Raw genomic sequence first — 13,110 nt, 5'->3', positions numbered from 1 at the left:
GCTGTGGACTGGGCGAAAGCCTCCCCGGCGTCTGTACGCCGGGGAAGAAAGACCGTTACCCTTGCGGGGGCATCCTTTGGTCGCCGGACATATTCTTCATGCAGTCCGCCGGACTCACCTTCATCATGTCGCAGTCGCAATGCGCCATCTGTCCCGGCTTGTCCTTGACCCAGACGCGGACTCGCGAGGTGGTATTGGACTTGTTCGGCCCTGGCACCTGGCGGGTCTGCCATTCATGATGGCCGCCGGACGGTTCTTGGGCGAGGACGGGAGCGGCAAGCGTTGCTGCCGCGAGCGCGGCAACGGCAAAAAACGGTTTCATGTTGAATTCCTTGATTGAAAAGCGTGAAACCGCGCGCCGGGACGAGCCGGTGCGCGTCGGCAATTCAGGCAAGAAATAGGGGCGGGTCGGGTTCGGGGCCGAATGTTCTTCCGGCGAGCCGCCGGACAGGAAGCGGATCGAAGGAGCCGGCGACAAATGTCTTTTCGGCAAGGGGGATAGCCGGAGAGACGACGGCGGGCGGGAGCGCGCAGCCCATCTTCGCGATGCAGTCGAGCGTGAGGCCTTGGCACGGAGCGCTCTTCTGGGATTTTTCAATCCCCATCATCTCCGCGCATTCGTCGCTCATCGCCGCCGCGGACGCCGTCTCGGCCGACGGGAGCGCGGGCGCAGCGGCAAATGCGGCCTCCTGCGCCAGAAGGCCGAGTACGGCTCCGACAAGAAGTAGAAAGGTGAGCCAGCGTTTCACGGTCGAAGCATGATCCTTGTCAAACTTGGCGTCAATCTAAACCGGGGTAGAGATACCGCTCACTTGTTCGCCGGCTATCCCCTCGCGGTTACGCCAGACCCGTTAAAAATGGCCCATCGTCATGGCGACGGGCGCGACCAGCATCCACAGCGCCATGGCGATCATCATCAGATTTTCGGTCAGTGAGATGAAACCCAGCGGCACATTGCTGTCGCCGCCGACGCAGGCGCATTTGAGTTCGCGCTTGTCGATATACACCGCCTTGAACACCGACACGGCGCCGATGATCCCGATGAACAGCGCCACCGGAATCGAAATCCAGCTTAGCGCTCCCGAAATCATCAAAATGCCGGCCAGTGCTTCGGCAAAAGGATAGAGGGTGGCATAGGGCACCCAGCGTTTGGCGAGCAGGTCATAGTTCAGGAACATGCTCGAGAAGCTCTCGATGTCGCGGAGCTTGAGGAAGGCAAGCAACGCCATGCTGAACCCGATAAACCATTCGGCGGTACGGATCGTGAAGGGCGTGCCCGACACCGCCTGGCTGACGGCCAGCGCCATCAGCGCGGTGATAGAGAAGAGCGCGATGACGGGCTTATAGGTTAGCGCCTTTGGATCGCGGACTTTCAGACCGAGATGGCGCCTCAGATCATCGTGACCGCCGATCCGCTCGCCTTCGATGAAGGTCTGCGGCGTCGTCGCGACGCTATGCTTCGCCTTGAAGGCGTCGGTTTCCTCGCGGGTCGTCAGCCAGACATCCTCGACGTCGTAGCCGCGGCTGCGCAACAGATGCAGCGCCTTCAGGCCATAGGGGCAGATATGCTGCTCCATCACCATGCGATAGATGGTCGCCCGCGGCTTGCCCGAAACCGCCGCACCAGTGTGCGCTGGCGCGCTTTCGTTCGCGCGCTGAACCTGCATATTCATCGATTCGCCTTTCTTGATTCCCGATCGCTTCCCGCTATATAGGCTCCGTACCATAGTACGGAGTCAAGGCCTTGCGTGACATGACCATCGGCCAGCTTGCCCGGCAGGGCGGCGTCAATGTCGAGACGATCCGCTATTACCAACGCCGCGGCCTGTTGCCCGTTCCGCCTCAGTCGGCCAGCGCCCCGTCGGAAGGCCGAGTCCGGCGTTACGACGAGGCGGTTCTGCGCCGTCTGCGCTTCATCAAATCGGCACAGGCAGCGGGATTTACGCTCACCGAGATCGCCGAACTGCTCGAACTCGACGCGTCGAGCGATCGCGCGCGAGCGCGCGAACTGGCCGACGCGCGCATCGCGGCGATCGAAAAGACGATCGCCGAACTCGATGTGGCGCGGCGCGCGCTCATGGGCCTGTCGCGCCAATGCGCTGCCGCCGACACGCTCCACTGCCCGATCATAGCGGCGTTCGAGCAGATCTAGCCCGACTGGTCTTGGGGGCGGATGGTGCTGACGGCCCGTCTCACCTCCCTCAAACTGGTGTCAATCGGTCGCAAATGGTTCCAGCATCCCGGCTACAAGCGATGGGATGGTAACTCCGGCTGCGACATCGAGCTGAAGGCTAGCGCGGATCGCAGCCGCAGTGTCTCGCCGCTGCCGCGTCCGGAGTTGCGACGGCCGTCCGAAGTGCCTGGGTCAGGCGCCATCGAATCTCCGCGGCTAGGACCGGCATCAGAGCGAACAAATAGGCTTCCACGGGGAAGACCTGACCATAGGGTCAAGCGAGCGATTGCGTCACGTGCACGGCGCCGACCAAGGCTCCGACGAGGGGCAGAAGCGAAAAGCGCCGCTTCTGGATGAAGGTAGGAGCCTTTGGGCGTTCCGGATCAACTTCATCCTGGCGATCTGAACAAATCGGGGAGCCCAATTCCGATGGTTTTACGTCGCCCGAACCATTTTTGAGGGATGAGTCGTTCTGGTGCGTAATCAATGTCAGTAGGGGATGTTGGGTGCTTGAACCCGGAAGCCGTAAGCAGCGGTTTCCGGGCATGCATGTTTTTGTCCTCGACTTCCCCGAAACTCATTTGGGCTGCGCGAAAGGGCAGTTCTTCGAAACAGGGGAAGCATAATGAACAAATTATACTGTTATTCGTCGACGAAGCGCGCAATGCAGCGAAGCTCGATGGCGGCGATTGCGGTGGCGGTCGCGTTTCCCGCGCAGGCTCAGGAAGCCCAGTCGGACGGCCTCGCCGAGATCATCGTAACGGCGGAGAAGCGCGAGGAAAATCTGCAGTCCGTTCCCGTCTCGGTGACAGCGATGACCGGCGAGGCGCTTACGGCAACGGGCATATCAAACGTCGAAGACCTCCAATTTTTTGTGCCGGGCGTGTCGATCACCAACGATTCCATGGCGATCATCAATATTCGTGGAATTGGCACCTCGGCGTTCGGCGTTGCGACCGACCCCAGCACGACAGTCCATTATGACGGCGTCTACATCTCGCGCCCGACCACAAGCTATCAGGATTTGTTCGACGTCGAACGCATCGAGGTGCTGCGCGGACCGCAAGGCGTTCTCTTCGGTCGCAACTCCGCCGGCGGCACACTCAACATCATTTCCAAAATGCCTACGGAGGATTTGACTGGCGCGCTGGGACTCACCGTCGGAAATTACGAGAAGCGCTCGCTGAGCGGCACGATTTCTGGACCGCTTGGAGCGGGCGTCCGAGGCCGCCTCACCTTGCTTGCCAACCAGCGCGACGGCATCTACCGCGACGTCGTCTCGGGACGGCGATACCAAAACGAAGATAATCTCGCTGGACGACTGACGCTTGCGATTGACGCGAGCGACCGTCTTGAGATCGTGTTGCGGGCGGATGCCAGCCGTGATCGCGAGACCGGCGCGCGGTCTGTTCGGCCCTTTTATCCGCAAGGCTTCGTCGATGCGGGGGCGACGATCCCGGCCAATGACAAAGAGGCCGCACTCGACCGCCTGCCGCGTTACGATGTCGATGCCTGGGGCGTGTCCTCGACCATGAACTGGGACGGCGGCCCGGTCACGCTCCGCTCGATTACGGCGCTGCGCAAGAGCAAGGTCGTCCAGGCGCTCGACGTTGACTCGACTGACCTCTTCCTCCGCGATATCGAATTTTACGAACGTTCCCGCAGTTTCACGCAAGAGTTCCAACTTCTCAACAACGATGCGGACAAGCTGCGCTGGATCGTCGGAGCATTCTATCTGAATGAAAAGGGCAACGACGAAATACGGATCATCGAACCGGGTCGTCGGCTCGCGATCCCGGAAAACAATACGACGAATGCATTCGCGCTCTTCGGACAAGCAAGCTACGAACTCATCGACCGCCTGCGATTGACCGGAGGGCTTCGATACTCATACGAAAAAAAGGATTTCGGATATCGTGTCCTGCTGAACGGAAATCAGGTCGATGCCGGTCAGCCCAAATCATCCTGGACCGCCTGGACTCCGAAAATTGGGATCGATTACGACCTTGCCGATGACGTCATGGCTTATGCGTCGGCAACCCGCGGGTTCAAATCGGGTGGATTCCAGCTGGGAGACGGGCGGCCTTTCCTCCCGGAGTATGTCTGGAGCTACGAAGTCGGCTTGAAGTCGACGCTCCTCGATCGCCGGCTTCGAGCTAATTTTTCGGCCTTCTATTATGATTACACCAATCTTCAGGTGGTCGAGTATAATAATGGCGTTGCCAGTACCACCAACGCCGGCAAGGCGACGATCAAGGGCGTTGAAGCGGAACTGATGGCACGGCCGTTCGATCGCCTGACGCTTACATCCACGATCGCTTATCTCGATGCGCGCTACGATGTCTATTTTGACGACGTCGGCGCAAGCCTCAAGGGCAAGCGGCTGCCGAACGCGCCGAAGTGGAACATCACTCTCGGCGGAGAATATAAGGCCTCCCTGGGCGGCGGAATGCTGACATTACGGACCGATATCTCCTGGCGCGACAGCATCTTTTTCAAGCCCAGCAACAATCCGCTTTTTTCCGGAAACGCCACGACCCTTATAAATGGGCGTGTCGCATGGCAGCCGGCGAGCGAAGCGTGGGAAATTGCGCTTTATGGCCGAAATCTCACCAACGAGCGCTATGTGAGCTATAGTACGATCGGGACGGACGCGACGGGTGTCTCGAACCCTACTCTTCCGCTCTACATCTACGGCGAGCCGCGCCAGTACGGATTGCAGCTGCGCTACTTTTTCTGAGGTTCCTCGTCCTGCGAGGTCCCCCGGCGACTCCCCTACGGTCGTCGGTCCCCCTGGGCGCTTGCGCCCGGGGGGAATACTTCCTCTGAACGCAGGACATGATATGTCCCTGTTCTCACCGGCGCCGTTACTTGAACGGCCCTGCTGATGGCACGATGAGCCGGACAGTAAGATGGCACGAACAGATACGGGCTAGTCCCATCCTGAACGTCGGTAGCGCGCGCGATTTCGATGCCCGGCTTTCCCTGTGACGCCGCGAGGATGCAAAGACCAACTGCTTTCGGAGGCCTACGCGTCGTCGGCTGCCTCACGGCAATGGATGGGAGATCGCCTTGATCGCCTTCAGGCCCGTACCGAAGCGGGCAATGGCGACCCTGTTCTGTTCGAGCTCGGCGTAGGGCAGGTAGGAAATGTCGAGATCACCGATCCGGCTGAAAGCCGGGCGTCGGAGCTGAGCGCGGACATCGGCTTCTCGCGCATCGGGTGCAACCAGGAAAAGTGGCGTCGACAAATGAAGATTCTCGCTGCTCAGCGCGAGATCAAGCATGCGGACAATTCCGGAATAAATGGATGTCGAATGCTCGACTTCGAATGCCGCCGCGACCGTAGCCGTCGATTGCTCGAGCCATAAGATGTCGATCAGTCTTATGGCATCGCTTCCTTGAGCGGTTGCGATGGCATGCGGCAAGCTATCGAGGCATCGAGACCCGAGCGGTACACCCTCATGAAGGCGCCCCCGGTCATTTGCCGCTACCCAGACGTCATATCCAAGTGCAAGGCCGAGGTCCCGAAGCCAGGATTGGACTTCGCTATGCGTCCGGTCGCTCTCTTTCTGATTTGCAAGCCCCTTATCGAACTTGTCGGACTGTGAGCGCGTTTCATTCAGCAAGGCCATCCAATCGCGAGCATTTTCGCTCGAACCGCTGAGCGGTGGGGCTGGAAACCGTCCCGATCCGATATCGAACAGCAGCCCTCCTATCGCGCCCAAATCGTTGGAGAGAAGATCCCGGTAGCAATCGTTGAGATCCAGAATGCCCGCGCGCATCGCGAGAAAATGCTCCCAGCTGCCAAGCTTCACATTCGCACCCGTCAGCGCGTTGTAGCCCTTTACGATTGCCGTATTGAACGGAGGCACAAGGGTGGGATGCAGAAAATAGAGAATGTTGGCTACCGCAGGACCCAACCCCTTGATCTTCTGTCTGTCGATTGCGAGGATCCCGGCGACGACCTCCTCGGCGGTATCGCAACAGGAGCAATGGTGAAGAAGTCTGCCAAAAGCTCGTTGATTGTCGGCGTTCTCGTAGATGTCCGGGATTCGGAGTTTGGGCTTCCACAAGAAAGCATGATCCGCACCTTTGAAAATCTGTCGTTGCTCGGCGATTGAATGAACAATGATCTCCAATGACGAGCCCCGATATGCCGCTCCGAAGGTGCCGGCCTCAATTTCGGCGACGACCTGCGAGATGCCTCTTCTGATCGACCGAAAATTCTTCAGTCGTTCCTCCCACAGGAACCAGCTTTGATAGGTCGAGCCGGAATCGCCGCGCCAGCGCTCGATCAGTTCGCGAACAAGATCGCGCTTCATGTTTATAGCCCCCGCTTGATCCATTCCGAATTGCTGTTTTCCACCTGCGGCTTGCCGGCCAAGACAGTTCGCTCGATCCGGCCCTTAGCGAAAGGCGAAACCTTCCGTCCCACCGGCAAGGTGGGCGGGAATGGAAGGTCGAAACGAGCCCGTTCACGCCCGGCGCTGCATAATTGTCGACGACCTCAGTGCCCTGCGTGTTCGCCCGCTCCGCTTGGTTTCTGACTCGCGCCTTCCGCCTCTGTCATGCCCTTCATCATCGCGTCATGGTCCATTGGCGCATTCTGCGTAATAGCCTGATATTGTGCCGGCGACAGGCCAGGGAGTTTTCGGACAAACGCGACCATATCCCAGATGAGACGATCATCATGCGTTTTCCCCCAGGCCGGCATGGCGGTCATCTTGATGCCATGCTTGATGATCCAGAATTGCTCCGCAGCCGAACGTTCCGAACCTTTGAACAAGACGGGCGCTTGCGGATACAGCCCTTGACTCATTTCGGTCTTTTCCATCCCGGGCGCGAGATGGCAGCCGCTGCACATCTCGGTATAGAGACCTGCGCCCGACGCGATCCGCGCCGGAGCCGCCAAATCTGCCGGCACCGCGATCGATCCGGATCGCGCTGCGATGGACTTCTCCCTGAATGTTTCGATGACGCTGTAAGTCAGCCGGTTATGGGGGGCATCGGCCGCTATATTATATAGGCCGAGATAGACGGTGATCGCACCCGCGCCCGCTATCAGGGCAACCGCCAGCAGCGTGAACGTCACGCTCGGCATATGCTTTCGGAAATCGAAAGTTCGAAATCGCTCCATTATCTATCTCCCGCATAACAGGCCTTGAGCTTTGCAGCCGAACGCAATGCGGCGGCTGTGCAACAGATGATACGCACCCCAACAGCTTTGCCCTTGTCACAGACGAGGCAGGCGTTTCCGTACTTGCCGCGACGAGCCATTTCAGGGTGCCCACACCCGCTCGGGCTCATGCGTCCTGCTAGGTGTGGGTTCGGAGAGATCGTGAGGACTAGCCCCTTTTTTGCCCGCTCAGCTGCCACCCGCCGGTCGCACCTTCGGCTTGCGTGAGGAGCTGTGGAGATTGAAGATCTGCCACTTTCCGTTGTCCTGTTTGAGGACACTCGTAGCGACGCCATCCCGTTCGATGGTCTCGCCGCTCGCGAGCACAATCGAGAAGCTGTAGGTCTCGGTTGCGATCGCGATATTTCCTTCGCCGCGAACCGAAATCTTGTAATTGCGGAAGGTGAAGGATTTGAATTCCTTGAGTTCGGGACCCAGGTGATGGTCGCGATAGTGGGCGAAATTCCCTTCAACGCCGCCGGATTCGAATATCTGGGCGTCTGGCGAAAAGAGGGCCTCGACGCCGGTCAGGTCCAGTTTCTCCATCGCCGATTTATACTGCGCGAGCGCTGCCGCCGCGCCCTGAAAATCCGCAGGCTCGGTCGCCTGAGCCGGGACGGCCACCAGCATGGCCAATGCGATTGCTGTAATCGTCAGTCGTCTCATATCATTTCCCCTTGTTGTGCCGACACTTCACGAGTGCCTCCCGTGGTTTCGATCAGATTCTGGCAAAGCGCAGCCGCAAAGAATTGGCAATGACGCTGACGGACGAGAGTGCCATTGCAGCGGCGGCAATGACCGGCGAGAGCAATAGTCCGAAAATCGGATAGAGCACGCCCGCAGCGACGGGAATCCCGGCGACATTATAGGCGAAAGCGAAGAAGAGATTCTGACGGATGTTCGCCATCGTCGCATGGCTGAGATGCCGCGCCCGCACGATGCCCAGAAGGTCGCCGCGCAGTAGCGTCACACCCGCGCTTTCGATGGCGACATCGGTTCCCGAGCCCATCGCGATGCCGACGTCGGCGGCGGCGAGCGCGGGGGCGTCGTTGACCCCGTCGCCGGCCATGGCGACGATCCGGCCCTCTTCGCGCAGCCGCTGCACGACCGCGCTCTTCTGGTCGGGGAGGACATCGGCCTCGACGTCGTCGATGCCGAGGCGCCGCGCGATCGCCTCGGCGGTGACGCGATTGTCGCCGGTTAGCATGATGACCTTGATTCCGGCTTCGCGCAGCGCCGCGAGTGCGTCGCCCGTCGTCTCCTTGACCGGATCGGCGATGGCGATGACGCCGGCCGCCTTGCCGCTGACCGCGATGTAGATCGCCGTTGCACCGTCTGTACGAAGCCGGTCAGCCGCCTCGGCGAGTGCGCCCAGATCGACGTCATATTCTTCGAGAAAGTTCGCATTGCCGAGGACGATCGCCTTGTCGTCGACGACCCCGACGATGCCCTTGCCGACCGGCTGGTCGACTCCCGATGGCTCGACGAGCGCGAGGGCGCGGTCTTCCGCCGCTTTGACGATTGCGGCGGCCAATGGATGTTCGCTGCTGCGCTCAAGGCTCGCGGCAATCCGGAGGAGGTCGTTTTCCTCGAACCCTTCGGCGACTTCGATGGCGACGACCGAGGGTCTGCCTTCTGTCAGCGTCCCGGTCTTATCGACGACGAGCGTGTCGACCTTCTCCATCCGCTCAAGCGCCTCGGCATTTTTGATCAGCACGCCAACTTCGGCGCCGCGCCCCACGCCGACCATGATGGACATTGGCGTCGCGAGGCCGAGCGCGCAGGGACAGGCGATGATGAGCACCGAGACGGCGGCGATAAGGCCATAGGCCATGGCGGGCACGGGGCCCAGAAGCGACCAGACAACGAAAGCGGCAATGGCGACGACGATGACGCCGGGCACGAACCAGCCCGAAACGGCATCGGCGAGACGCTGGATCGGCGCGCGGCTGCGCTGCGCATCGGCGACCATCTGTACGATTCGCGCGAGCATCGTGTCGCGCCCGACCTTCTCGCTGCGCATGAGCAGGCCGCCCGTTTGATTGATCGTTCCGCCGACCAGCGCCGCCCCGGCCGCCTTGGTCACCGGCATCGATTCGCCCGTGACCATCGATTCGTCGACCGTGCCGCGGCCTTCTACGACGATGCCATCGACGGGGACTTTTTCGCCCGGACGGATGCGTAGCATGTCACCGACCGCGACGTCCTCGAGCGCGACCTCCTCGTCGCTTCCATCGCTGCGGACGCGCCGGGCGAGCTTCGGTGTGAGGTCAAGGAGCGCGCGGATCGCGCCGCTCGTCGTTTCGCGGGCCCTGAGTTCGAGCACCTGCCCGAGTAGCACCAGCACCGTGATGACCGCCGCCGCCTCGAAATAGACCGCGACCGAGCCATCATCGGCGCGGAACGCAGCCGGAAAGATTTGGGGGACGATCGCCGCGATCATGCTGTAGCCCCACGCGACCCCGGTCCCCATCGCGATGAGGGTGAACATGTTGAGGCTTTTGTTGCGGATTGAGAGCCACGCGCGCTCGAAGAAGGGCCAGCCCGCCCATAGAACGACGGGAGTCGCGAGCAACATCTGGGTCCAGTTGTTCGTCTGGCGACCGACAAATTGATGAAGGCCTGTCAGATGGCCGCCCATTTCGAGCGCAACCACCGGGAGTGCGAGAAGGAGCCCGATCCAGAAGCGCCGCCGCATATCGCGATATTCTTCGCTGGGGCCGCCCGATGCTGTCGGCATGACGGGCTCGAGTGCCATGCCGCAGATCGGGCAGCTTCCGGGGCCGGCGCGCTGGATCTCGGGATGCATCGGGCAGGTCCAGATGGCGCCTTCGGGTGCATCGGCTGCGGCCGGCTCGCGTTTTGCGGCATAAAGATCGGGATCGGCCTCGAATTTGGCGAGGCAGCCTGCGCTGCAGAAATAGTGATGCTTGCCGCTATGCGTCGCGATATGAGGTGTGGTGGCCGGATCGACCATCATGCCGCAGACCGGATCAGTCGTGCTCCCGCTGCCTTTTTCTGCGCCCTGATGATCGTGCATCGCCGCCGCTCCCGTATGTGTCGGATGCCCGCCTCGCGGCGGGGCGGTCCAAACGCCACCGGTCGAGTTCGCCGTTGGCGTCGTTCCTGGCGGTTCCAGAATGGAGCCGCTTCTATCGATACGCAAGAAGAGCGGTTATCCCTTGGATTTTCTTTGCCCCGTGCCGTCAGGTCCCGGGCTTTCGGGCCTCGATGATCCCGATCGCACCGGTTGGCGTGCGGAACGTCTCAAGCTCGCGAACATCGCAAAAGCCTGCCTCTCTCATCAGCACCGGGAGCAATCCATCGGCGTTGGGCTGGGTGTCCTGGACGCCGTCGAGCTGCTGGATCGTGAGGCGGAACAACAACCGCATGAGGCGGCTGCGCTGTTCCCCATAGTCGGCAACATAGAGTTTGCCGCCCGGCGCGAGCACCTGCCGGGCCTCGCGTAGCAGACGTGCCTTTTCCTCAAGCCCGACCTGATGAAGGACGAGGCAGATCGCAATCTTGGCAGGCGGGGGCCAGTCATCGATCGCCGAAGCCGCGAAAAAGCCAACTCGAAACTCCGGCGGTGGAACAATCTGCGCGGTCTTCGTTCGGGCAATTCGCGTCGCTGCCTCGTCGGGGTCGAAACCAAGATAGCGGACGTCCCGGCTATGGCGAGCGATCGCCAGCGCAAGATTTCCCGTACCCGAGCCGATATCGAGAATGACGTCACCCTCGCCGAGCGCCATATGGCGAACGAGACGGTCGCGCCACACGCGCTCGCGCGTTGTCACCGCGACGCCGAAATCATAAAAGGGCGTCAGGAAGTGATATCCTGCCGCTGGCGTGTAGGATCTTGCTACGGGTTTCGGGTCGGGCATGGCCGTCTCCTTTCGACGCTTTGGCTTGCCGCCGGATTGCGGCCGCAATCGCCGGTCTCGACGAGACGCTTAAGGGCAAACAGGCGCGGCAGTCTTGAATGTTTCGCCGGGGCGACGCGGTGCGAGGCGCATCCGGCTCAGGGCACGATTTCGAACGCGAAGGCACTAAGGCCGGCCGAAGGCGTCACGCCTAGCCATTGAGCGCAGCGGCGCGTGAAGTGCGATTGATCGGCGAAGCCTCCCGCCGCCGCGGCGTCGGCAAGACCTCCGCCGCCGACCAGCGTCCGCACGGCGCGTTGAAGCTGGAGCCATTGCAGCAATTTGGCCGGAGGCACGCCGAAGTCGCGGCTGACGATTTCGCGGAGGCGCGAGGGCGAAAGGCAGGCGACGTCGGCCAAGGCGCGCGCGGTCGACAAATCGTCAGGGGCCGCGAGCACTTCGGACAGGCGGGCATCCACCGGACGCGCCTGCGAGCGGTCGAGATAGTCGGACGCCCAGCGCTTCGCGTCCGCGCCGCTTGCGATGTCACCTAGTCCGGCTGTCTCTATCGGCGTCAACAGGACAGGCGCCGATCCGGCGGACAGCCGGGTGCCGGCACGAAAAAGCGGGTCGAGATAAAATGACCGCACGAGGGCGCCCGGCGGCCCGAGGCGGTGCCGGACATGCGACGCTATCGCAATGGCGTGTCCGGCGGGAACTATCAGGTCGGCATCACCGGAAATTTCGAGGTCGCGTTCGATGGCGAGGCTGATCTGGTGCGCCACATGGTTATGGGGACGGCTGCTCCCGATGCGCGCGTCAATGAGCGCCCAGCCGGTCCCGAGCATGATCGAACCCGACCAAGAGGCGGTGCTTGGGGTCAAACCGGATCGGCGGTGACGAAGGGTTCGAGCGTACCGAACCAGGCAACCAGCGCGAGTATGGCGAGCGCGGCCGACGCTTCGATGATGAGGCTTCTGCGCATGGCTGCAATCGCGAGGTCGGGGTCGGCGTCGACATTGTCGGTATCGGTCCCCGGGACGGCGGCCGCGAGCGCCGGGGTCAGCCGCCAGCGGTTCGCCGCCGCGAGCGCCAGCATCAGTCCGAACAGCGCAAGCTTGGCGAGAAGCAATTGTCCATAGGGCGAGCCGAGGGAACGGCCGAGATTCTCGGCGCCGACGATCATCTGGCTGTTGACGAGGCCGGTGGCGGCGATGACGAGGACGCAGATCGTACCGACGCGCGAGAATTGATCGAGGCTCCGCGCCGCAATTTGGAGTCCGCCCGGCCATTCGCGGACACGACGTGGTGAGATCAGGATCAGGAAGGCGCCGATCGCGCCGATCCAGACCGCCGCTGCAATCAGGTGCAAGATGTCGCTGATCCGGTGCACGGTGCCTGCGGCGCCTTCGGTCGCGCCGGCGTGGCCGGACCAGACCAGACTCGCGACGGCCACCGAGCCCGCGGCCGCGAGTACGGCGGCCGAAGTTGTCGGCCAGCGGACCATCCAGATCGCGACTCCCAGCGCGAGCAGCAGCGCTGCGCTCCGGTAGACCCAGGCTGTGCCGACCTCGGTCTCGCGAACAAGGTCCCAAAAAGGCTGGAGTTCCAGGGAGAGGAGCCCCACACCCTGCATCGAAGCCGCGAGCACGCCCATCCCCAAGATGGAGAGAAGCAGTCCGGCGGCGCAGAGCCATCGCTCTGCGCGCCAGATCGAGGCCATCATCGACTGCGGCGCAAGGCGTTCGCTCCGTGTCAGCGCAAAAAGCGGGAACGCAGCAAGGCCGGCGATGAGCATCAGGTCCGCATAAAGTGCGAACCTGATGCCGATCAGAACGGGGTCCCCCACCGTCTTTTACTTTACGGTGAAGCTGAATTCGCTGCCCATGCGGTGG

General features: G+C 61.7%; 12 protein-coding genes. 2 read left to right on the top strand and 10 right to left on the bottom strand.

All coding sequences use genetic code 11. The features are described 5' to 3' along the window. Window positions 1-55 precede the first annotated feature (55 nt). From JNM03_RS02080 to JNM03_RS02070, 3 genes are all read right to left on the bottom strand, one after another. Entirely contained in the window at window positions 56-385 is a 330-nt protein-coding gene (locus JNM03_RS02080) for a hypothetical protein (RefSeq protein ID WP_231732868.1), read from the bottom strand. Window position 386: 1 nt separating this feature from the next. Then, the gene (locus tag JNM03_RS02075) at window positions 387-749 is read right to left on the bottom strand and encodes a hypothetical protein (RefSeq protein ID WP_039578959.1); all 363 of its coding nucleotides are present in this window, start codon (window positions 747-749) and stop codon (window positions 387-389) included. Window positions 750-851: 102 nt separating this feature from the next. Continuing rightward, on the bottom strand, window positions 852-1,673 hold the full coding sequence (locus tag JNM03_RS02070) for a MauE/DoxX family redox-associated membrane protein (RefSeq protein ID WP_294033990.1): 822 nt from the start codon (window positions 1,671-1,673) through the stop codon (window positions 852-854). Window positions 1,674-1,753: 80 nt separating this feature from the next. Between JNM03_RS02070 and JNM03_RS02065 the strand changes: the two genes are divergently transcribed. After that, entirely contained in the window at window positions 1,754-2,152 is a 399-nt protein-coding gene (locus JNM03_RS02065; protein WP_039578962.1) for a MerR family transcriptional regulator, read from the top strand. A 646-nt stretch (window positions 2,153-2,798) separates the two neighbouring features. After that, window positions 2,799-4,913, top strand: coding sequence for a TonB-dependent receptor (locus tag JNM03_RS02060; RefSeq protein WP_058455286.1), 2,115 nt, complete (start codon window positions 2,799-2,801; stop codon window positions 4,911-4,913). Between the two features lie 307 nt (window positions 4,914-5,220). On the opposite strand, the gene JNM03_RS02055 is transcribed toward JNM03_RS02060, so the two are convergent. From JNM03_RS02055 to copD, 7 genes are all read right to left on the bottom strand, one after another. Then, complete coding sequence (locus JNM03_RS02055) at window positions 5,221-6,498, bottom strand: hypothetical protein (protein WP_011542709.1); 1,278 nt, start codon at window positions 6,496-6,498, stop codon at window positions 5,221-5,223. A 185-nt stretch (window positions 6,499-6,683) separates the two neighbouring features. Further along, on the bottom strand, window positions 6,684-7,277 hold the full coding sequence (locus JNM03_RS02050; RefSeq protein WP_223181176.1) for a cytochrome c: 594 nt from the start codon (window positions 7,275-7,277) through the stop codon (window positions 6,684-6,686). Between the two features lie 264 nt (window positions 7,278-7,541). After that, complete coding sequence (locus JNM03_RS02045) at window positions 7,542-8,018, bottom strand: nuclear transport factor 2 family protein (protein WP_037553291.1); 477 nt, start codon at window positions 8,016-8,018, stop codon at window positions 7,542-7,544. Between the two features lie 52 nt (window positions 8,019-8,070). Then, window positions 8,071-10,392 (bottom strand): heavy metal translocating P-type ATPase, encoded by a 2,322-nt coding sequence (locus JNM03_RS02040; RefSeq protein ID WP_039578973.1) that lies wholly within the window; start codon window positions 10,390-10,392, stop codon window positions 8,071-8,073. A gap of 166 nt (window positions 10,393-10,558) precedes the next feature. After that, the gene (locus tag JNM03_RS02035) at window positions 10,559-11,236 is read right to left on the bottom strand and encodes a class I SAM-dependent methyltransferase (protein ID WP_003046415.1); all 678 of its coding nucleotides are present in this window, start codon (window positions 11,234-11,236) and stop codon (window positions 10,559-10,561) included. Between the two features lie 137 nt (window positions 11,237-11,373). Next, on the bottom strand, window positions 11,374-12,063 hold the full coding sequence (locus JNM03_RS02030) for an AraC family transcriptional regulator (protein ID WP_003046411.1): 690 nt from the start codon (window positions 12,061-12,063) through the stop codon (window positions 11,374-11,376). 32 nt (window positions 12,064-12,095) lie between these two features. Next, complete coding sequence (gene copD, locus JNM03_RS02025) at window positions 12,096-13,064, bottom strand: copper homeostasis membrane protein CopD (RefSeq protein ID WP_003046408.1); 969 nt, start codon at window positions 13,062-13,064, stop codon at window positions 12,096-12,098. Between the last annotated feature and the right edge of the window lie 46 nt (window positions 13,065-13,110).

This window comes from Sphingopyxis sp. (assembly GCF_016793825.1).
Lineage (GTDB): Bacteria > Pseudomonadota > Alphaproteobacteria > Sphingomonadales > Sphingomonadaceae > Sphingopyxis.
The sequence above is the reverse complement of the archived record's forward strand: the minus strand, read 5'-3'. Positions and strand labels throughout refer to the sequence as shown.

Coding starts and splice junctions, on each gene's coding strand:
- JNM03_RS02045 (WP_037553291.1), bottom strand. CDS start 8,018: ATGAGACGACTGACGATTACAGCAATCGCATTGGCCATGCTGGTGGCC.
- JNM03_RS02050 (WP_223181176.1), bottom strand. CDS start 7,277: ATGCCGAGCGTGACGTTCACGCTGCTGGCGGTTGCCCTGATAGCGGGC.
- JNM03_RS02040 (WP_039578973.1), bottom strand. CDS start 10,392: ATGCACGATCATCAGGGCGCAGAAAAAGGCAGCGGGAGCACGACTGAT.
- JNM03_RS02065 (WP_039578962.1), top strand. CDS start 1,754: ATGACCATCGGCCAGCTTGCCCGGCAGGGCGGCGTCAATGTCGAGACG.
- JNM03_RS02030 (WP_003046411.1), bottom strand. CDS start 12,063: ATGCTCGGGACCGGCTGGGCGCTCATTGACGCGCGCATCGGGAGCAGC.
- JNM03_RS02035 (WP_003046415.1), bottom strand. CDS start 11,236: ATGCCCGACCCGAAACCCGTAGCAAGATCCTACACGCCAGCGGCAGGA.
- JNM03_RS02060 (WP_058455286.1), top strand. CDS start 2,799: ATGAACAAATTATACTGTTATTCGTCGACGAAGCGCGCAATGCAGCGA.
- JNM03_RS02070 (WP_294033990.1), bottom strand. CDS start 1,673: ATGAATATGCAGGTTCAGCGCGCGAACGAAAGCGCGCCAGCGCACACT.
- JNM03_RS02055 (WP_011542709.1), bottom strand. CDS start 6,498: ATGAAGCGCGATCTTGTTCGCGAACTGATCGAGCGCTGGCGCGGCGAT.